20 protein-coding genes are annotated in these 20,608 nt (G+C 52.9%); 6 read left to right on the top strand and 14 right to left on the bottom strand.

Annotated elements, in window-relative coordinates; translation table 11 throughout:
- Positions 1 to 131: 131 nt before the first annotated feature.
- Entirely contained in the window at positions 132 to 272 is a 141-nt protein-coding gene (locus KOR42_RS26920) for a hypothetical protein (RefSeq protein WP_197441435.1), read from the top strand.
- 61 nt (positions 273 to 333) lie between these two features.
- Here the strand turns inward: KOR42_RS26920 and KOR42_RS21770 are convergent, their stop codons facing one another.
- From KOR42_RS21770 to KOR42_RS21755, 4 genes are all read right to left on the bottom strand, one after another.
- Complete coding sequence (locus tag KOR42_RS21770) at positions 334 to 1,926, bottom strand: glycosyltransferase family 39 protein (protein ID WP_146511947.1); 1,593 nt, start codon at positions 1,924 to 1,926, stop codon at positions 334 to 336.
- Between the two features lie 155 nt (positions 1,927 to 2,081).
- Positions 2,082 to 4,289 (bottom strand): ferrous iron transport protein B, encoded by a 2,208-nt coding sequence (gene feoB / locus KOR42_RS21765; protein ID WP_146511946.1) that lies wholly within the window; start codon positions 4,287 to 4,289, stop codon positions 2,082 to 2,084.
- A 60-nt stretch (positions 4,290 to 4,349) separates the two neighbouring features.
- Entirely contained in the window at positions 4,350 to 4,604 is a 255-nt protein-coding gene (locus tag KOR42_RS21760) for a FeoA family protein (RefSeq protein ID WP_231741067.1), read from the bottom strand.
- Between the two features lie 206 nt (positions 4,605 to 4,810).
- Positions 4,811 to 5,053 (bottom strand): FeoA family protein, encoded by a 243-nt coding sequence (locus KOR42_RS21755; RefSeq protein WP_146511945.1) that lies wholly within the window; start codon positions 5,051 to 5,053, stop codon positions 4,811 to 4,813.
- 283 nt (positions 5,054 to 5,336) lie between these two features.
- On the opposite strand from KOR42_RS21755, the gene KOR42_RS21750 reads away from it, so the two are divergent.
- The gene (locus tag KOR42_RS21750) at positions 5,337 to 6,233 is read left to right on the top strand and encodes a hypothetical protein (protein WP_146511944.1); all 897 of its coding nucleotides are present in this window, start codon (positions 5,337 to 5,339) and stop codon (positions 6,231 to 6,233) included.
- A gap of 127 nt (positions 6,234 to 6,360) precedes the next feature.
- On the opposite strand, the gene KOR42_RS21745 is transcribed toward KOR42_RS21750, so the two are convergent.
- The 6 genes from KOR42_RS21745 to KOR42_RS21720 form a co-directional block, all read right to left on the bottom strand.
- Positions 6,361 to 7,002, bottom strand: a complete 642-nt coding sequence (locus KOR42_RS21745; RefSeq protein WP_146511943.1) for a formylglycine-generating enzyme family protein — start codon at positions 7,000 to 7,002, stop codon at positions 6,361 to 6,363.
- Positions 6,923 to 8,461 (bottom strand): serine/threonine protein kinase, encoded by a 1,539-nt coding sequence (locus tag KOR42_RS21740; protein ID WP_146511942.1) that lies wholly within the window; start codon positions 8,459 to 8,461, stop codon positions 6,923 to 6,925. Before KOR42_RS21740 ends, KOR42_RS21745 begins: the two co-directional genes overlap by 80 nt.
- Before the next feature lie 465 nt (positions 8,462 to 8,926).
- The gene (locus KOR42_RS21735) at positions 8,927 to 9,622 is read right to left on the bottom strand and encodes a zinc metallopeptidase (protein WP_231741066.1); all 696 of its coding nucleotides are present in this window, start codon (positions 9,620 to 9,622) and stop codon (positions 8,927 to 8,929) included.
- A gap of 227 nt (positions 9,623 to 9,849) precedes the next feature.
- Positions 9,850 to 10,479: an OmpH family outer membrane protein gene (locus tag KOR42_RS21730; protein WP_146511941.1), complete on the bottom strand. Its 630-nt coding sequence runs from the start codon at positions 10,477 to 10,479 to the stop codon at positions 9,850 to 9,852.
- Between the two features lie 222 nt (positions 10,480 to 10,701).
- The gene (locus KOR42_RS21725; protein WP_197441434.1) at positions 10,702 to 11,637 is read right to left on the bottom strand and encodes a fumarylacetoacetate hydrolase family protein; all 936 of its coding nucleotides are present in this window, start codon (positions 11,635 to 11,637) and stop codon (positions 10,702 to 10,704) included.
- A gap of 132 nt (positions 11,638 to 11,769) precedes the next feature.
- Entirely contained in the window at positions 11,770 to 12,213 is a 444-nt protein-coding gene (locus KOR42_RS21720) for a bis(5'-nucleosyl)-tetraphosphatase (protein ID WP_146511939.1), read from the bottom strand.
- Positions 12,214 to 12,407: 194 nt separating this feature from the next.
- Here KOR42_RS21720 and KOR42_RS21715 point away from each other — a divergent pair, with 194 nt between their 5' ends.
- From KOR42_RS21715 to KOR42_RS21700, 4 genes are all read left to right on the top strand, one after another.
- A complete protein-coding gene (locus tag KOR42_RS21715; RefSeq protein WP_146511938.1) occupies positions 12,408 to 13,463 on the top strand; it encodes a threonine aldolase family protein in 1,056 nt (351 codons plus the stop codon).
- Between the two features lie 171 nt (positions 13,464 to 13,634).
- On the top strand, positions 13,635 to 14,060 hold the full coding sequence (locus tag KOR42_RS21710) for a hypothetical protein (RefSeq protein ID WP_146511937.1): 426 nt from the start codon (positions 13,635 to 13,637) through the stop codon (positions 14,058 to 14,060).
- A gap of 240 nt (positions 14,061 to 14,300) precedes the next feature.
- Complete coding sequence (locus tag KOR42_RS21705) at positions 14,301 to 15,143, top strand: DUF1559 family PulG-like putative transporter (protein ID WP_146511936.1); 843 nt, start codon at positions 14,301 to 14,303, stop codon at positions 15,141 to 15,143.
- Positions 15,144 to 15,271: 128 nt separating this feature from the next.
- Positions 15,272 to 15,757: a hypothetical protein gene (locus tag KOR42_RS21700; protein WP_231741065.1), complete on the top strand. Its 486-nt coding sequence runs from the start codon at positions 15,272 to 15,274 to the stop codon at positions 15,755 to 15,757.
- A 54-nt stretch (positions 15,758 to 15,811) separates the two neighbouring features.
- On the opposite strand, the gene KOR42_RS21695 is transcribed toward KOR42_RS21700, so the two are convergent.
- From KOR42_RS21695 to KOR42_RS21680, 4 genes are all read right to left on the bottom strand, one after another.
- The gene (locus tag KOR42_RS21695) at positions 15,812 to 16,276 is read right to left on the bottom strand and encodes a DUF423 domain-containing protein (protein WP_146511934.1); all 465 of its coding nucleotides are present in this window, start codon (positions 16,274 to 16,276) and stop codon (positions 15,812 to 15,814) included.
- 127 nt (positions 16,277 to 16,403) lie between these two features.
- The gene (locus KOR42_RS21690) at positions 16,404 to 16,985 is read right to left on the bottom strand and encodes a DJ-1/PfpI family protein (protein ID WP_146511948.1); all 582 of its coding nucleotides are present in this window, start codon (positions 16,983 to 16,985) and stop codon (positions 16,404 to 16,406) included.
- A gap of 193 nt (positions 16,986 to 17,178) precedes the next feature.
- Complete coding sequence (locus tag KOR42_RS21685) at positions 17,179 to 19,407, bottom strand: site-2 protease family protein (protein ID WP_146511933.1); 2,229 nt, start codon at positions 19,405 to 19,407, stop codon at positions 17,179 to 17,181.
- Complete coding sequence (locus KOR42_RS21680) at positions 19,404 to 20,351, bottom strand: efflux RND transporter periplasmic adaptor subunit (protein ID WP_146511932.1); 948 nt, start codon at positions 20,349 to 20,351, stop codon at positions 19,404 to 19,406. Before KOR42_RS21680 ends, KOR42_RS21685 begins: the two co-directional genes overlap by 4 nt.
- Between the last annotated feature and the right edge of the window lie 257 nt (positions 20,352 to 20,608).

Genomic DNA, 20,608 nt, shown 5'->3' with positions numbered 1-20,608 from the left:
CAAATCGAGCGAAGCCATGATCTATGTGGCTTCCATTGGTCGCATGCTCCGCCGCTTAGCTCCTTCACCCAACCAAGCTCCGTTCAAATACCGACTTACAGCATGAAGAGGATTCCGGATAGGCTCTGAGAGTGTCGAGGTTGATTTCGGGCAAGGGGACTCCGATCACCAGGACACGCAAACGACGTTATCCTGAATGGATCGTTAAAGCCCTGCAAGAAGGTGAAGGCATGTTGGCGTCAGACTCAGCCTGGATGTGGGAGGTCATCTAGCCATTCTGGTGCGTCGTTTAGGAATCGATAGCTGTTGGGCTGTGAGAATGATTCCGAAACCTTACTCGTGATGGCTAACCATGTGCTCATTGTCTGTGGGGATGCGAACATACACGGCCAGCGGGCAGGCGTCGCCGTAGCAGGCACTGGCTTTTAGTTCCCAGCCCGGAATGTTCTGTCGTTCGTGGAATTCGTCGGCAAACAGGTGAGAGAAGACCCAGATTCGCTTACAGTCTTCAGGGACTGAGTCGAATTGTAAACCAGCTTCGAGAACACTCTCTCGCGGTACTGTCGGGAGTTGGAGCAGCGGCCATTCGGGGCTGACGTAGCGGCGAAACCACAACCGATCGAAGTGATTCTCGCCGGACCAGATGTCGACACCTTGCTCGAGAAACCGGTCCCCTGATTGCCAGTTCGTTCGCAACTCGGAAGCGACTCGCTGGCAGTCCGTGCCGTGAACTTGCAATGCGTATTGAGATCCCACAAGGGCACACAGCAACCCAACTCCGGCAGCGACGCGAGCAGCGGTCCGGTTCACAAATTTCCACAGAAAGAATGCAATGAGGGGCAAATGAATCCAGGAACCTGCCAGCATGTAGCGAGGCCACATTGCGGATTGTCCGATCCACGAATGAAGCTGTCCCGCTCCGAAACCTGCCAGAAGAAATCCGACCGCGATGCAGCCAAACCAGTCGTTGAGTGGATTGTTCGCAGCCCGGACTTCATCGGATTCGCCAGCGGAAGCTTCGGTTCTTGAGGAGCTTTTTGAGCGGATGACCATCCCAAGAAAGACAGCCGCCGCAGCATAGAGAATCAGGAATGTTGGCCAGTAGGTCGTAAACACTGAGAAGGTCAGATAAGAAAAGAAGAGCGACGAAACAGGCACAAAGTAGCTGTCAAAGTCCGCGATCGGTTTGATGTCGAATGTGCTTTCAATTCGAACATAAAAGGTAGCGATCGGGACGACAGGCAAAGTGAGGGCAGCGATGATGGCATTCATCGTCAGCCATGCTTTGATCGAAACTTTTCTTTTCAGGAGAAAAAGGCCCCAGATGAGTTGATCAACGAGTAAGACGTTGATGCCGAAAAAGTGCGTCCAGGGGAGAAGAATTCCAGAAGCGATGAACAAGCACTTCCAGCGAGTGCGGTCCGACTCCAGCATTCCCATCCATGCCAGGCAGTGCAAACTCGAAAATAAGGCCAGCGCAGCATACGGAAGACACTGAAACCCCTGCGTCAACCAGACCGGGCTAAGAGCCATCGCAGGCAAGAGCAGGGCAATGAGCCAGCGATCGGGAACCAGTCTTCGCAGGATCGCGTCCCAAACGAAGACCGTCGCGACAGCCATCAAAACACTTGGAAGTCGCAAGAGCCAGTCCGGGGATTCTCCATCTGCAAACAGGCTGACAAGAAGACGCACAAACGGAGGATGCGACGAGCCAACCGCGAACAATCCCTCCGAAACCCCGAGATCAATCGCATGCACAAACAGCAGTTCATCCCCAAGCAATCCCGTTCGCCAAACGCGCAGGGCCAACAACACCAGGACACCCAAAGAGGTGAGTGTTGGGATCAGAAACGAGGAGCGACTGTCAGTCACTTGAGATGTTTGCGCGATGTTCAATGCGTTGTCGGTCTCAGATTGAGGGTTCAATGACCGAACGTCAATCGTTGTCTCGGAGAAACGCCGAATTGAGATTCCTTGTGCGGTCTCTCTAAGAATAGGACACAGGAATCGTTGGCACGCGATTCACTAATCACACAAGTTCGCGCGCACATTGCGAATTCAGACCCTACCAATTACAGCGATTATCCCATGAGGGATGTGCCGATTTGGTAGGTGAGAAGTGCGGCGATGTAGGCCAGGCCGGTCATGTAGGCGAAAGTGAAGATGGGCCATCGCCAGCTGTTGGTTTCTCGTCGGATGACCATCAGCGTTGCTCCGCATTGAGCGCAGAGGGCGAAGAAGACCATGAGTGACAGGGCGACCGGTACGGTGAAGAGTGGTCGGCCGTCGGGCCAGGTTGCATTTGCGAGAGCATCTTTGAGGCTGGGATCTTCTTCGTCGACTTCTCCGCCGAGGCTGAAGATCGTGCCCATCGTCGAGATAATGACTTCGCGGGCTGGGAAGGAAGCAACCGCCCCGATTCCGATTCGCCAGTCCCAACCGAGTGGACGCACGGCCGGTTCGATGGCTTTCCCCATTCGACCGAGGTAACTCTCGCGAATCAACGCTCCGGAAACGCTATCGAACTCGGCAGAAAGTTCGTCGATCTTCTCAGCGTTCTCTTCCGGCGATGCATGCAGTGTTTCGAGTTGTTGGGCGAGTTGATGCTGGGCTGTGTGGTCTCCCGGGAAGTATCCCAGAGCCCAGACGACGACAGTCACGGCAAAAATGAGTGTTCCTGCCCGCACAACAAACGCGCGCGATCGGTCATAAACGCGGTCGAGGACAATCTTGGGAGAAGGCCATTTGTAGGGCGGAAGTTCCATGACGAATGGAGGAGTTTCGCCTTTGAAGAGTGTTTTCTTGAAGAGCCAGGCAATCGGGATCGCGAGCAGCGCACCAATGGCGTACATCGCGAAGAGGACGGTTGCCTGCAGGCTTAGAAATCCGAACAGAAGACTCGCCGGGATGAAGGTGTAGATCATGAGAATGTAAACCGGGAGCCGTGCGGAACAACTCATTAACGGGGCGACGAGCATGGTGACCATGCGGTCTCTGCGATTCTCGATCACACGGGTTGCCATCACTCCCGGGATGGCGCACGCGAACGACGACATGAGCGGAAGAAAGGATTTGCCGCTGAGGCCGACTTTTGTCATGAGCTTATCCATCAGGAATGCAGCTCGGGCCATGTAGCCGCAGTCTTCCAGAATCGAAATGAAGGCAAACAGCATCACGATTTGCGGAAGAAAGATGATGACTGACCCGACGCCGGCGATGATTCCGTCGACGAGGAGGCTTCTCAATGTGCCCGGTCCCATCATGCCGCCCACAAGGTCATTGGCGGCATTCTGAAGTCCTTCGACCATTTCCATAAATGGACCGGACCATGTGTAAATGGCTTGGAAGATCAAAAGCATGATCAGAGCGAAAACGATCATGCCGGTGACTTTATGAGTCAGAACCTTGTCGATTCGGTCACTCGTGCTGAGGCGTTGGTCCGTGTCTGATCGAGTGAACACGCCATCGAGCTGTTGGCGAATCCAGTCATATCGCAGCTTGGTTTCAATCGCTGGAATTCGGTGGCCGCTGGCTGCGAGTCGTCCTCGGGCTTCTTCGAGATAGGCTTTGAGTTTTGTCTGGTCAGGTTGAGAAGCTGCTTCTTCGCTTGCTCCACGAATATCGAGCAGCATTCGTTCCCGGAGAAAGAGATGTGTCTTGGGTTCGCCGTTCGCGACGAGCCATTCGTCAAGCTGTTGGGCTTCGTCGTAAAAGGCTTGCGGAAAGAGTTGAACTGGTTTCGTTCCGGGAGTTTCGACAGCTTGAAGCACGGCATCTGTGACGCGTTCAATTCCTTCCCGTCGATGGGCGGAAGTTGTTACGACAGGCACGCCGAGCCGTTCAGAGAGTTGTTCGACGTCAATTTGCACTCCGCGACTGGTGGCCAGGTCCCACATGTTCAGGACGAGGACAGTCGGCAGATTGAGGTCGCGAATCTGACTGAAGAGGTACAGGTTTCGTTCAAGGTTCGACGCATCGACGATGCAGACAACTGCGTCCGGAGCGGTGACTTCTTTTTGTCGACCGAGAAGAACGTCTACGGAAACCATCTCGTCGGCCGAGCGAGGAGAGAGGCTGTACGTTCCCGGCAAGTCGACGAGTGTGATCTGTCGGTCACCGAAGCGGTACTTGCCGACTTTCTTTTCGACGGTGACGCCGGGAAAGTTGCCCACGCGAGCTTTGCCGCCACAAAGACTGTTGAACAGTGTGCTCTTGCCGGTGTTGGGATTTCCAATCAGAGCGACTGTCAGTGATTGAAGGGAAGTCGCGGGTTGAACCGTCTCATGCATGATCGAATCGGAGGGCAAATGGAGGAGTGGTCGTCAGGGGAGAATTCTAACTCGTCGCTGCTACTCAGCAGATTCGATTTGAACGCGGTTTGCTTCCGATTTTCGAAGAGAGATGCGATAGCCTCGGATTGAGTACTCCACCGGATCGCCCATTGGGGCAAATCCCAGGACAGTGATCTCTTCTCCTTCGGTCAGCCCCATCTCCATCAACCGCACTGAGATGGAATCATCGCCAACAACATCGATGATTCGTGCTTGTTGCCCAATCGACTTCAATTCGTCGAGTCTCTTCAGCGAATCCGGTTGGGTTGCCACGCTCTGTCTGCCTTTCCGTCGAAGACGAATCGGTCGGCACGCTATTGAGTCAAACCGGTTGCCGAAAACTCGTCCATCATTTCCCTTTTAGACCATCTTCATGGCTTTTCTGCACTCGCTGGAACTCGATTCTTAGGAATGAGGCTGAGCTTGCCAGCGTGTATTAGCTTGGGCCAGTTCAAACACTGCACGATTCAGGCAATGCTCTATGCTGGCAGAAGTTCGACGAGAACAACTGTGTTGGGATCACTTCGAAAGCTGAATCTGTGACCATCAATTGCGATGATTGACGGTGTGCCCGGCTTCACAACTCGGACAATTGCCCCGTCTCGCAGTCCCAATTCCTGAAGTCGATGCTTCCAGTCATGAGGCCCAACGATTTCAACAATTCGCCCAGATTCATTCTTCTGCAACATGTCCATCGGAATCATTTGCAAGACATCGGACATTGTATCGAAAACCACCTGGTTCGAGGAAATCTTGAAGGCTGGCTTTGGGCCAGGCGATGTTGAGACTCAATCTCAATAAATCGTTATCGAATTGTAACAGCCAATGCCGTGACTGCAATTCCACATCCGCTAAGAATTCCGACGATTGTGAATTCGCAAAGAGGCTCAAGTCTGTGGGAATGAGGTGACAGTCGTCGGTTGTCGTGTTTAGACTTCAGAGACATTGAATCCGGGTTACTTCTAAAATCGATTCAAAAGGGCAGAGAAGATGAGGGCATTTGCGATGAAACTGCGTCCAGTTGGATGTCTCGGTCTGTTGTTTCTTTGGGCAAGTCTTGGAGGTGCTCAGAATCCGATTCCTCCGGAGACGCCAACGAAGGTGGAAGAATCGCAGGAAAGTGATTCATCTCAGCAAGATACGCAACTTCACCCTGTTGAAGACCCTGAATTCAGTGGTTGTGATTGTCTGTGTCCGATTCAGTCTTTCGGAACGATGGGAGACCAGCACTTCTACTACTATCTCTGTTGCGACAACGAGTTTACGCGGCCGGGAATGCCCTCAGATTTTCGGGAATCGGATGATACGCTCGTGACTGGTTGCAATCAGGCTCCCGGACAACATGGGCAATGTGCAGTGGATGGCCCGGACTGCGTTGAAAAGGAGGCGATCGAGAGACGGAACGATTTGATTGAGTGGCGGCGCATGCCGAGACCGAGTCCCGCGTGCGACGGAAGTGCCGATTCGTCCTACTCAGAAGACGAACGGCGGCGAGGGCAAATTCATCAGTCAGAAGCAGTCTTGATTGATCTCGAAGATCAACCGGGATTTGATCGAATCGTGAAGCTTGTCGGTCATGATCAGGAAGCTGAGATCTATTTCCGATTGGTCGGAATGACCTCGAAATACATCTCTCCTCGCGGGACCGAGCCGATCACAACCTATGGATTTGCGGCCTTCGAAACAGATCCGCCGATCGACGAAGAGAGCTATCCGCACGAGATTCGTGAAGTTGTCCTGACGACACGATCTGACCGTTCCGTCAATGGAGACCGCCATCACTCCCACCGGTTGAATATTCTCAGCCCGACGCGAGAACTCAGTGAATCAGTCCCTCGTGACCAACGAAGCTATGCCTGGGCAGTCAGTGAAATGGATTTGTCGAGTTACTACACGGAGTAAACAGGCGTTTGCGGGGACAGGCAGCAATGTGTGCGTTTTCCCTCTGCGACGGAATCGTTGGACGGCCAGGTTTTTTGAGTGCTCACTGGCACGGGCTGACAATTCCGAACGGAATGCGATGCCCGTCTTAGAAGGGAGCTTGTGCGTCGAGGACGCATCGGAAACCAAGGCCCTCGCGACTGATTTCGTTTCTGTCGAGCGTGAATCGTTGCTGAGGACCGACACGGATTTTGTCGAGATCGATCTCTTTTTTCGTCAAAGCAAACGTGCCGCCCCTGACGACACGATGATTGACGGACGTGCCAATGAACGACTGGGGAAAGCGGCCATCGCTTGCGAAGTCGCGGATGAATGGGGACACGGTCCATTCGGCGACTCCCGAATAAAGCCCCTGAATCGGAGGGTCGTGACTCGTCCGGTCGTACTCCGGGGTTCCGACGGGGCCGAATGGCCAATCGTCGATTTCGTCGCGTGCTCCTCCCCACGGAGTTTCAATGGCACCCGCTTGTGTCGCGACGAATTCGTATTCCTCCTCAGTTGGCAATCGAAGTCCAGCCTTTTCGGCATAACGGACTGCTTCGTCCCAACTGACCTTCGCCACTGGAAAGTCATCTGGCGGATGGAGGCCAGCCGACTGGATTGTGTATGGTCTGTTGAGGCCGACTTCTCGGTATTGACGATACGTGACCTCATGGATGTCCATGTAGAGCGGGTGAATCTGCAGAATGAGTGGAGGGATTCCCCGGATCAATCCGGGACGGTCCCGCATTTCCAACACGCCTCCTTACAATGTAAGTCATTCCTTCTGGAGGAGATGATCGTTCCGGAATCGAAACGGTCGGAAGCTCAACCGTTTCATCGACGACTTCCCAACTCAAATGATTGAAGAGTGTTCTTGCGTAATCCTTCTCGGGAAACTCCGGAACAGTTCGATACACATCATGGAAGCCGTAATCGTCGACAACGACTTGCATTCGATAATACGCAGGTTCAACGTCCATCACGATCGGCGTGACTCCGGATGAGATAACCGCCTGTTCCGGACGCTCGCGGGCAAGGTGGTCGAGTGGAATCATTCGAACTCGTGCCCCGGGGGGATCTGTTGTGACTTTCACGCGGTGTCGCAGTGTCGTGTCGCGGTTGGCGACGACAATGAACCCGGCGATGGCAACAAGGGCCACGATGAGTGAAACCATCGCAACAGTTTGCATCACATTTCGACGGATCCACCGGGACGTGCGCTCGATCAAACTGATCGGTCGCGCTTGAATCGGAACGCCATCCATGAATCGCTGCAGATCATCAGCGAACTCTTCGGCCGTCTGGTATCGACGTTCGGGAGACTTATCGATGGCCTTTAAGCAAATTGTCTCAAGGTCCTTGGGGATCTGCCGATTCTTCTTGCGCGGAGGATCCGGAAACTCGTTCAAGACTTGATAAATCAGCAGGCGTTCATTGCCTCGAAATGGACGTTCCCCAGTGAGCATCTCATAAAAGACCACTCCCAGCGAATAGATGTCCGATCGACGGTCAACAGTTGCCGGTGCTCCTAAAGCCTGTTCCGGAGACATGTAAGCAGGGGTTCCGAGGATGAGCCCCTCGGCAGTCATTGTGATTTCCCCCGCTTCACGCTTGGCGAGGCCAAAGTCCATGAGATGAGGCTCGAGAGACTGGTCGAGCATGACATTGCTCGGTTTCAGATCTCTGTGAATCACCCCACGTTCATGCGCATGATGCAGAGCGCTCGCGATTTTCGAACACAGTGCGGCCGACTGACGAAAGCTCAACTTGGAATTCAGAAGCCGCTCGGCAATTGTGACTCCATCGATGAAGTCACTTGCGATGTAAACCACTCCGCGGTCGATCCCTGATTGATGGACTTTGACGACGTGCGGATGATTCAGCTGCGCGACGGCTTTTGCTTCTCGCAGAAACTTCTCGATCTCTGCCTCGTCGAGTTGACCCTTGCGAGGAATTTTCAGCGCGACGAGACGATCAAGTTCGGAATCCCAAGCTTTCCAGACAGATCCAAAGGCCCCGAATCCCACACATTCACGCAATTCGAATGAGCCGATTTTCTCGCCGACACGTGCTCGGTTGTTAGCAACCGTTTCCGTCGAGTCGTCGGCCTGCGTTTGTGCGAATTCACTTCCGCACGACGGGCACGTCACTTCCACGCTCTGATCAACTTCAATGATCTCAATGGGATTTCGGCAGTGAGGATGCATGATTCTCTATATGGCCCGAGTCCACCTGATCGGAGCGCGTTGGTCTTCTCGGTGCGCCCGTCTCGACAGTGAAAAGAGATTTTTCGCGATGCTTGCTTGTGTCATTCGGTGCAGTTCAATTCGAAAACCGTTGGGGGAGTGTTTTCGAATCTTGAGAATCGATTAGTCTGGGGAGTCACTCTTCGATTCATTCACCGTTTGGGATTCGGCCATTGTTTCGGCCATTGTGATGGGCACAGTGCGAATTCACCAAGCCCGGTTTGACTGGGATGAAAGACTCTCACTTAACAAATCTAGCATCGACATCTAAATGTACAACCAAGGAGCACGTTCAGACCGATTTCAATTCGAAGTGGATCGTGCCAGCTCATAGAAAACACTGCGCATCGCACTGCGCAGCGTGAACAGAACGTTTCCCGAAACACTTAAAGAATTCTCGAAGAGTTAATCGCGTCAACTTACGAATTAGTCGTCCCGTCCGCCGGTTCCCAGAACTCGCAGCAGGTAGTAGACGACGATCAGGATGGATTGAAGAGTCGCTGCAACGTAAGTCCAGGCAGCTGCGTTGAGAACGCTGGCAACGGCATCGCTACCGTAGCTGTCGACGATTCCCATTTCAGAAAGCAAACGCTTGGCCCGGTTACTGGCGTCAAATTCGACCGGAAGGTTGATGAGCTGGAACACAGCGACGGCGCCATATCCTGCAATTCCCACCAGCATTAACGGGACGCCGAATTGCGGAATAAACATTCCGAGAAAGAAGAACACGAGGAACCACATTGGGCCAAACTGGGCTGCCGGGACAGCGAGGTTTCGAATCACGAGTGGACCGTAGTTTTGCGCATGCTGAAGCGCGTGTCCTGCCTCGTGGGCGGCAATTCCGACGGATGCGGCGGTTCGATCAAAATAGACCTGCTCACTGAGTCTGAGAACACGGTGGCTCGGGTCATAGTGATCGGAGAGATGACCGTGGACAGGTTCGATGTCGACACTCTGAAGTCCGGCGGCGTCCAAAATACTGCGGGCTGCTTCGGCTCCGGTCATTTTGGCAGGGACTTTGAGCGCATTTGCATATGTTGACTTGATTCGCCACTGCGCCCACGCCATCAGAAGAAAGGCAGGGGAAAGGAAAATCAGGTATTCAATTGATGGGATAAACATTGAGTGATTCCGTCACTTGTTTCGAGGAAGCCGCAATCAAATCGAAAATGTCAGCGATTGACTCTCATTCGCGTATTGATGCAAATTCTTCGCCGTCTTCAAGAAAAAACAAGTCCGGGAATCGGAATCACCAGTCGTCAGAATGCGCATGAAAAAACCGGCAACCTGCGAGAAGTTGCCGGTGGAATTCCATCTGAAGCAGCGGTGCTAACTACTTCGTCAACGAATTACTTTCCGCCGTTTGCTTGAGCGGAGTATTGATCGTTGAGGTACTTCAGGATGACGTCGGTCAAATCGTCTTGTGGACGGTGCCAGACAACCTGTCGGTTCATGCCCTGAATGATCTGCTGAGGATCAGCAGCACCGGAGACTTCCTGGCGGTTGAAGCGGATGACCAATGTGTAGTTGTAGTAAGACGCGTACTGAGCGACGGCCTTCTGAACTTCGAGGTAGATCTTCTTGTAAACTTCGGCCTGCTTACGGACGATGTCACGTCGTTCAACCTGCTGGAAAGTCTGAAGTTTGGTCTGCAGCTCGATCAGCTGTGCTTCTTTGCTTGAGTAGTCTGGGCTGTTCGCGGTCAGACCCTGCATTTGGCCCTGAACGGCCTTCATGTCAGCAACCATCTGCTGAGCTTTGGCTTCAGCTTCTTCTGCAGCTTTCTGCAGTCCTTCAGTTTCAGCTTTGAACTTGTTGTAGTTCTTGAAAATGTGTGCCATGTCAATCAGTCCGACCTGATGGGCGGCTGATTGTTTCTGTCCGGCAGCTGCTGGAGCTTGTGCTGTCGCTGAGTTGGCTGCAAACAGCAATCCAGCGGTCATCACGAAACCAGCCATCCAAGGTCGAATACTCTTCACGGTCACTGCACTCCTTTGCGGTTCCGTTCAGCTGGGGGCATGTTTCAACAAATGAACAGGCTCGCGCCGCCAGCCAAATCTTGTCTTTTCAATCATTGAGGGGGGGTTTTGGGAACGGTTGTGTCCCACAAGGTTTGGAAATCTCGCACAAGCTGAAGAATTGGTCAACGTGAATCATTTCGAGTTGACCAAAACATCGACTGTCATTGTAAAAACGGCAAATCATGCCGGAGAGGCGACAACAGGGTTCTCCAGAATGCCTATTTTCTCGATTGTGCCCGCGACATGGTCCCCCGGACGCAAAAAACGTGCTTTGGCGTGCCCGACACCTGCGGGTGTCCCTGTCGAGATGATGTCACCGGGCTCCAGAGTGACAAATTGAGAAATAAAAGAAATCACAGATGCGACCGGGAAGACCATCTCAGAAGTTGATGCATTTTGTTCAACTTCTCCATTTGCCCGCAGAGACATTGCCAGCGACTGCGGGTCCGGAATTTCAGTGGCAGAGGTCACACATGGGCCCATTGGGCAGAAGGTGTCGTGCCATTTGCCATGAAGCCAGTCGAAGAACTTGTCGCGAGGCCGCTCCGCCCGATCAGGATTCGGACGAAAGTTTCGGTCGGTGATGTCATTCACGATCGTGTAGCCAGCAACATGTGCGAGGGCATTCTCCTCGCTGACATTTGAACATCGTTGGCCAATGACGACTCCGAGTTCCAGTTCCCAGTCAATCTGATCGGGGGAAGCTTTCGGGATCTGAATGGGATCATGCGGATGAGTGAGCGTAGTCGTGGGAGGTTTCATGAAGACATACGGAAACGTCCGGGCTCGTTCTTCTGCGACGTCGCCACGTTCTTCAACATGCTTGGCGTAATTTCCTGCGAGCAACAGAAGCTTCGAAGGATTCGGAATCGGGACGAGGAGTTTGATCGCTGAATGTGCATGTTCGACGAGGTCGAGGGAGCTGGATGGCTCCGACATCAGCGCTTGAAGTTGCGAATGAAATTGTCCGCCCGGAAGAAAGTCCACGAGCGCGATTCGATGATCAGCTGGCAGACCGAATTCTTGTTGCAGGTTCTTCAGTTCCAGAACCGTTTCATCTTGGTAAACCCCCAGCTTTTCTGCCCCGTGCAATTCGAATCGGCAAAGTCTCATCATCAGGTCCCAGCTTGAATGGAAGATGTCTCAGTGAAGAATCTCAGTTAGGAACTCAAGAGCCAGTGTTGTGGGGCGCCCACCGAAATCGTCACGGTGTGCGATTATCGGAGCCTGCGGCTTGGTGAGTGGGAATCATGTTGAATGTTCTCGCGAGGCGACATGTTGTTCAACGGCTCTCAGAACAGGATCGATACTCATCTCTTGAATGTGGTGCGGCGGATTCCAATCGAACCACTGGAAGCCTAAATGTTCGGTGAGGAGGATATCGGGAACTTCAGAAAGCGTTCCGAGAAAGATCACTAGTTCCTTGAGTTTCTTTTGTCCGCCATCGCGTTTGTACTGGACATAGTATTGCTGCCGGATGCAAAAGTCGGGATCGATCGTCACGTGCTGTCTGAGAATCCCGGTCTCTTCTTCCATCTCCCGCAGGGCGCACTCGATTTCGGTTTCTCCCGGATCAACATGCCCCTTCGGGAGATCCCATCGGTCGGCGTGTTTCATGAGGAGGAAGGATCGAATCGGCGTTCCGCACACCAACAGGACCCCGCACGACTTCACTTCAACTGGTTCGCTCATCAGAATGTCTATCCCCCAGCGAGATCAGAGTGTTTTGCAATGGGCTAACTTCAGGCAGGTCGATCCACGATCGATTGTTTGGTTCTTACGCCAATCCCATTCGCGATGATCCCGTTCGGCTTTCGTAATTCAAATGCGATGATCGTATCGCAATCCGTCGGAAAACTCACAGCTTGGGACAGGGAGTTGGAAAGATGAGCGAACAGTTCATTGAACTGAGAAGCGATACGTTTACGAAACCAACCCCGGCCATGCTCGAAGCGATGGTCTCTGCGGAGGTGGGCGACGACGTTGTCGGTGAAGACCCGACCGTCAATCGACTCGAAGCAATGGTCGCTGAAATGTGCAACAAGCCCGCAGCCGTTTTCAATTGTTCGGGAACGCAGTCGAATCAGATGGCGATTTGGGCGCATTGCGAGCGCGGTGATGAAGTTCTGATCGAAGAAACGGGTCACATCGCCAACTACGAAAGTGGCGCACCGGCGTTGATTTCGGGAGTATCGCTTCGCACCTTGCGCGGCACGCGCGGGTTGCTGAGCGTGGACGTCCTCGAAGGAATGGTGCGTCGGAATGATGACCACTACGCTCCGACGCGATTACTCTGTCTGGAAAATTCCGCGAATATGGGAGGAGGGACGACCTATCCCATGGAAGAATTCGCCCGAGTCTGCGAATGGGCTCGCCAGCAGGACCTCAAGATTCATCTCGACGGAGCACGAGTTTTCAACGCCTGCATCGCACGAGGTTCTGAATTGCGCGATCTCGCTGGACTCGTCGACAGTGTCTCGATCTGTTTTTCAAAGGGACTGGGATGTCCGATGGGCTCGATTCTCGTCGGCGACAAATCAACCATCGCCCGCGCCCGGCGAGCCCGAAAAGTGTTAGGCGGAGGACTGAGACAAGCTGGGATTGTCGCTGCGGCAGCGATTTATGCGATTGAGAATCACGTTGATCGCCTGCGCGAAGATCACAAGAACGCGCAGAAACTCGCAGCCGGGTTGTCAGAAATTCCGGAAATCACGATTACCAAAGCAGATATCGAAACGAATCTCGTCTTTTTTCACACAGATTCCAGGAAAATTTCTGCGGTGGATCTGGAGTCCCGTCTCGCTTCCCGGGGAGTCCGGTTGTACGCAGTTTCCGGGCCGAATCGATTAAGAGCCTGTACCCACCTTGGAGTGGATGGCAAGCAGATTGACCAAGCAGTTCAGACGGTCAAGTCGTGTTGCATGGAAGCATCGTTGCAATGATGCCAAACGTGCACGGAACGAAACGTTAACTCAAATTCCCTATTCTACGTCCTTGACTCATGTTCGACAAGAAGTAAACTCGACTACGTATCCATCAGAACCACGGTGAAGGAGGAGCGCCGAATTCTGGCTTAGGATGAACTTCAAGATTTTCACAAGGGGTAGTAGAAGATGAAGAGTTACAAAGGGTTGGCAGCTTTGACGCTGGCAGTCGCAATGGTGGCAGGTGTTTCTTTCGCCGGCGGCAACAAAATTCGTGAAACCGTTGATATCTATCTTCCGTTTTACGTCGATTACTACGGACAACTGGAATACGACGAGTACGCTGATGGGTACGCAACAATCAAAGTTGTTGTCAACACTCGTAACGGCAAGGGTCACGCAAAAGCTCGCGGTTGGGTTGAAAACGATTCAGATCGTCGCCTCAAACTGAAGAACGATCCATACCTCGATTCCATCATCGAAGAAGAAGCTTACTACTACTTCGATGCTGACATCGACATCTACCGATCAAAATTGGTTGTCAACAAACGCGGTCGCCTTCGCTACACCAACCGCTTCGAAGTTGACGACTTCTACTACGGAATCGACACATAGTCGAACCGGTTACGCGAACTGCGCGTCTTGAGTTGAACAGACTCTTGGATTCGCAATCCCTTCTTGCAAGTCAAAAGGGAATTGAAGACGATAACAAAGGTGTCGGGAATTTGTTTCCCGACACCTTTGTTGCTTTATTGCATCTTTCGAAAGCGGTCATCGGAAATTTGTACGAGCAGTCAGAACGAATGCCACGGCAGACAGTCCGGGCGAGTGCAGAGAAACCATGTAAATGGTCCAATGCGGGTGAGTTCGATGCGACGTGGGGGAATTTTCAGACGTTTCGGGTTCACATTGATTGAACTCATGGTTGTTCTTGCGGTCATTGGTCTTTTGATCGCACTTCTTTTGCCAGCTGTTCAAAGTGCTCGGGAAGCGTCGAGACGCACCCAATGCAAATCGCGCCTCCGCCAGTTTGGGCTCGCTCTCCACAATTATCACGACGCTCATCGTGTGCTTCCGCCCGGAACAATCAACTTTGGAAGCTCATTCCGCCCGGTCTCCGGGTGGGGTTGGGGGACGATGATCCTCCCGTATGTTGATCAGGCAGCCCTCTACTCCAAAGTCGATTTCACAACAAATAACGCTGTTGGATCGAATCGAGATGTGATTGACACGCCTTTGTCTTTCACGCTGTGTCCCAGCGATCCTGCTCCAACGACCGTTGTCGTTCGGAGTGCCTCTGGCGATGGCGTCAAGATCGGCGCTGGCAACTACCTGGGCGTCGAATCGATGCTCAGCGAACTTTCTGATGTGACGTTTGGTGATGTCACGGACGGGCTTTCCTCAACATTCATGCTGGGAGAAAGCATCTACCAACGAGATTCCGTCTACAACGAAGAAAAGACGTCGAGTTGGATCGGGAAGGTCACCTTTATTGACGAATGGGTCAACAATTCAATCCCTCATCTGGCTGTGTCGAGTTCGACCAGAATCAATCATTCGGTTTTCGCGAGCCGTCATCCAGGCGGAATGCACTTTTGCTTCGGTGATGGGCATGTCGACTTCTTCGCTGAGAACATGGATATTGACGTCTATCAGGCACTCGGCTCCAAAGACGGCGGGGAAACTGTTTCGTTTTAGAGCGCAGTGACGCGCTCGCACCCGTTTGAAAAATCGTCCATCGGTTCGGACAGATACCGTTCAGACCGGAAAATTCATTGATACAGAGAACAGCAATCTGCTTGAGAGTAGGTCATCCAATGGGATTGATGAACGGTAGGAAGCAAACGCAACTGGGCTGGAGCCTTTTCCTCTGTCTGATGGTTTCGGTGCTGGGGTGTTCGAAGCCAAAGCTCGACTTAGCAGAGATCACTGACAGCCGGATCGACAAGGCGCACGAGTCACTTCGAAAAGTTGATGCGTTGACGTTCTTTGAGAACGGAGGACTGTACATCGATTTTCCGGATGACCCGCCGTTTGACCGGCCATACATCGTTCCGCTTCTGACAACGCTGACAGAAGAGTTCCACTTTGAGTGGTCTGTCTTCACTCTTCATGAAGACCCGCAACAGGCTCTCGAACTTGTCGCCAAGATTCCCCCTGGGACAGATCGCAAAGCGGTCCAGCTTCGGTTGGCTGAACTGCAGGAGGAGTTTCCCGGCGACATCCTTCAAGAGTGGGGGGATGACTACTTCTCATTGGACTTCAACAATGCCGAAGAGTCCGAATACTTTCGTGTCCCGGAGAATTCGTAGCTTATCGAATTCGTCTTTGAGCCAGCCAATCGAAGAGCAGCGTGGGGAATGGACTTAGTGTTTTGGGCTGTGTTCCGTGCCTGGAAGTGATGCCGATGGAACCGCGAGCAGCAGCGCAATCCACCCGACAATGAACATCACTCCGCCAATTGGGGTGATCATGCCGAGTCGTGTATAGCCCGTGAGAACGAGGCAATACAGGCTGCCCGAAAACAGAATGATCCCCAGCAGGAATGACCAGCCTGCGATGTTGATGCTTCGCCGGGAAAGACTCGCTGGCAGGACGCCGAGAATGAGAATCGCGAATGCGTGATACATTTGATATTCGGCAGCGGTCTTGAAATCGGCAAGGTACTTCTGCGCAGCCGGGATCTCTGTTCCAAGGACGATTTTCATCTGGCCTTGGTAAAGTTCCTGAAGTGGCTTTTCGAGACCGTGGGCTGCGAAGGCGCCGAACACGACTGCCAGTCCGCCGAGAATTGCACCTACGCGGATCCAGAATGCTGAGTCCTTCGTCATTTCAATCACTCTTTTTGAATGTGTCGTCTTGTTGCGTTAGCACTCTTGATGCTTCGATGGAGAGACCGAGTCAGGTTCTGTCCGCTTCAAATCTCTTCTGACAGACCGTGAGCATGTTCGACTGCACTCACAGCTCCACTTTTCCGCCCAGGACTGCGACGAATTTGGCAATCCATTGAGGATGGGCTGGCCACGCTGGAGCGGTCACGAGATTGCCGTCAACGAATGCTTCGGTCACCTCGATGGCTTGAAATTCGCCGCCAGCCAACGTGACTTCGGGTCCGCATGCCGGGTAAGCGGTACACGCACGTCCGGAAAGTATTCCGGCGGCAGCGAGGAGTTGAAGCCCGTGGCAGATCGCTGCGATCGGTTTTTTCTCTGAATCGAAATGCCGAACGAGTTCCAGAACCTTCTCGTTCAAGCGAAGGTATTCCGGGGCTCTTCCTCCGGGAATGACGAGTCCGACGTACTCAGTGGGCACGACTTCTGCGAAGTTTGCATTGAGGGAAAAATTGTGGCCGGGCTTTTCGCTGTAAGTCTGATCACCTTCAAAATCGTGGATCGCTGTCCGAATTTGCTCGCCAGCTTTCTTGTCCGGGCAGGCCGCATCGACTTGATAGCCAAAGGCTTGAAGGGCCTGAAACGGCACCATGATTTCGTAGTCTTCGACGAAGTCACCAGCGATCAGAAGAATTTTCTTTGCCATGATTCCAGTTCCACGAGTGGATCGAATGATTGTCACGGGCATTCTATGGACCGGAAACTTGGTCGGCCATGATCTTCGATCCACATGTTGGCGAATTGTGGAGTTTTCCGCCGTGTTTCCGAGACTGAGAATTTGCCGATTGTCGAGAAGATTGCTCGCTCGTGATTGCTCAGCGGAAATCGACTTCTCATCTGTTTCAGCCAGCGATGAGAAATGTTCTGCGAAGCCACTTCGAAATGTGAGCGAACAGCGGTTCAGACGTCAGGCGAATTCGCGCGTTCCCCGTCTGGTGAAGCATTAACTCTGACGCCGAGGAATCGAGTTCGACGATCACCGCATAGCTTGGGGAAACGGGGCGAAAAGCCCCACTCTGGTCCATCTGTGCGAGCACCTGACCCGTTGCGGTCAATTCGATGGGAACACTCTGAACCGGTTCTGCGCCGACCTCGACAATCGTCCCGGAAAATCTCTCCGAGGGTCTCTCCGGAACAACGATTGAGACAGACTGGCCAGCGGATAACTCAACAATCTCATTCTCAGAAACGTACAGCACAGCCTCTCTGTGTACCGAGGGGGCGACGTACCCGAAAAGAGTCCCGTGTTCGAGCCATGCCCCTCGAATTCTTTGGTCGCTCGGGGGAGCGTCCACAACGAACGTCGAATCGTCAGGCGACTGAAATGGCGGCGATTCTGTCGGGAGAAATGTTCCGTCGATCGGGGCTCTCAATGTGAGTCGTTCGACTTCCTCGTCAAGTTCTTCCAGTTGGTTTTCGAATTCGCGGAGCATCGTGCGGGCTGTGGGCAGTTCGGCTGCGATCGAAGGATCGATGCTGACTTGCCGGTCCATGATTTCTAACTTTTTCCGTTGCTGGTCCACGCTGCTCAGTCTTTGCAAGCGGCGAAATGAGAGGTCTGGATTGCGCAGCTTCGCGAGAACTTTGCCTTCGACAACTTGCTGTCCGGGAAGGATGTCTTCAGATTCAATCGTCCCGGGAACACTCACGACGATTGGCGTTTGTTGACTCGCCCGAATTTGACACGGGGCGGAAACTGCGTTGGGGAAAGGGATCATCAAGACAACCCACAGACTGGCGACGACTGCTCCGAACCCGAGCAGCGCTCGTGGCCAGTGCAACTCTTTGTGTTCGATCAGAATCCGAGCTGTCTGGAATTGCCGCATTGAAAGTTGCATCAATCGAGTCCCAAGCATCCCCACGCCGAGTAAAACAGCGAGAGCTTCCAGGCCATACGGTTTGAGCAGACTGTAGATCATCCACAGAATTGTGAAGATGACCAGTGTGAGATAAATCGAGGACGCCAGTCCGTACAAGGTCAACGCGATTTTTGCGCTCAACGTGTTCGTTCGAGACGCTGGACTGCCGGCGCCGAAGAGGAGTTTTCTGCTGAGTGCGCTAAGTTGTGCTTGTGCTCTTGAGCGAAGATTCGGGACGTTGGTGTAGTCCGACAGAATGTAATAACCGTCGTAGCGGAGCAGGGGGTTTCCATTCAAAAGCAACGTGTTAATGCTCGCCACAACCATGACATAGAGACAAATGAGGTGAAGAGAGCCCGGTGTCGATAAGGCCCACAAGATTGTGCAGACCGCAGCAATCACCACTTCAACAAGAATGCCAGACGCAGAAATCAATATTCGCTGCCAACGGTTCGGCAAGCGCCAGGAATCGCTGACGTTGCAATACAGACACGGAGTGAGTGCCAGAAGCATGAGCCCCATTTCATGGCATTCTCCTCCAAAGTATTTGCATGTGAAGCCGTGTCCGAGTTCGTGGATCACTTTGATCACCCCGATCGACGCCATCAACCAAAGCAAATGTTGTGGAGTGAACAGAACCCTCAGGCCCGCCAACTCCATTGAGATGCGGTCTGCTTCCGCGAACACAATACTCAGAGCGATCAACACCAGAATCAAAGCACATGCGACACTGGCGGGGTGAAAGATCCACCGAACGTAAGGAAGAGTGTTCGTGAGAAGTTGGTCCGGATCAAACCCGCGAAATCGAATGGCGAGCACATTGGTGAACTGATTCCAGCGGGTCCGTTTTTCTGATTCGCGATTTACCCTCACCATCGCTTCGGACATGCCCGGCCTGTCGATATGAATCAGCCCCTGATTCCAGAGTCGTTGAATGAAGCTGAGAATCTGAGTTTCGGAAAGCTGGGCGGGAGCAAATCTCATCAAGAACTGTCGTTGAATCTCCTTGATCGTTGTTCTCGATTTCAAGCATTGAAAGACAAAAAAATCGTGCTCGCGGAGTAGGAAGAACTGTTGAGATAATGGATCTCGAACGGTCCAACTCGCCGAGGGACCGGACTGGAGCGGTCCGATCTCCAGATCCTTGCGGACGCTGACAGCAAGGTGTTGAGTAAGAGCCGTTTGGTCAGACGCCACCGCCGCCGTACTCATTCTGGAGACTCGCTGGTGTTTGACGACAGTTTCTCTTCGGAGCCGTTTTTCTCTTGGACGCTGTCCTTCATTTGGGCTGTGTCGTTGGTCGGTTCGATGAGTTCAATCGTCATTCTTGGATGCTGCCCGGGCCGCAGTGTGCCGTTCGTATTTTCGATTTCCGCCTGGACTCGAACCTGTTCCGTAATGGGATCGATCTCCGGGTCAACGAAAGTGACGATCCCGGAATGCACCGATTCGGTTCCATCGTCGAGAATAAAACTGACAGACGCGGGTTGTCCTCGGCGAACTCGAACGACCGAGGCTGGGATCAAACCTTCTGCACGCACGCGATCGACACGAACAATGCGGGCGATCGGTTCGCCGGGTTGAATCCATTCCCCTGGTTGATAGTTGACTTCGACGACCATCCCCGAAACGGGCGATCGAAGTTCTCGACGTGCGAGTTTGTTTTGGGCGATCGCGAGTTCATCTTCACGCAATTGTGCTTCGAGACGCTTCATCTCTTGCTGAAACTTGGCCTGCTCGATCTTCAGTTCGGTTTCGTCCAGAGCAAATTTCAACCGATCGATTTCGGATTGGGAAACTGACTTCGCATACTGCTTCCGCGATTCTTCCGCTCTTTCGAGTTCGGATCGAGCAATGTCCCGAGCCTTGAGTTGAAGCTGATATTCAAGGTCATTCTGTGAAGCAAAGTGTGCCATCCTGAGCTGTGACTCTGCGCGTTCCACATCGATTCTCGCGGACGAATCTTCCTGGCGGGCGATTCGTTGTCCTTCCTCAACGGTCATGCCGACTTGCACATCGACACTGGCCAGTCTTCCCGGTTCTTCACACGACAGTTCCACGTCGTCGATAAAGGAAATTGAGACCGTATCAGTTTTCACTGTGGGATGGTCGACATCCCCGCCCAGAAGCGAGCAAAGGAGCAGAACTTCAAGCATTGAGTCGCCTCAGGTCATGGATTCATCGGGACGTTGACGTTCATTCGATCCACAAAACATCTAGTTAAGCGAAAGGAAGTGCCATCACAGGGCTGTTTCGGTCGATCGTCGTCGGGACAGTTTGTCCATGATGGATGACTCAAGAAATGATTGCAATGTGTTTCAGACGCTCAAAACGTACGGTGTCAGATGGTTGACTGCCCCGTTGGTCCTGCTCGAGAGTGCTTTCCAACCGGCACTAGCAGGAACTTCTTCCA

The sequence above is a fragment of the Thalassoglobus neptunius genome (genome assembly GCF_007859735.1).
GTDB lineage: Bacteria > Planctomycetota > Planctomycetia > Planctomycetales > Planctomycetaceae > Thalassoglobus > Thalassoglobus neptunius.
Note: the sequence above shows the minus strand (reverse complement) of the source record. Positions and strands in the feature narration are given on the sequence as shown.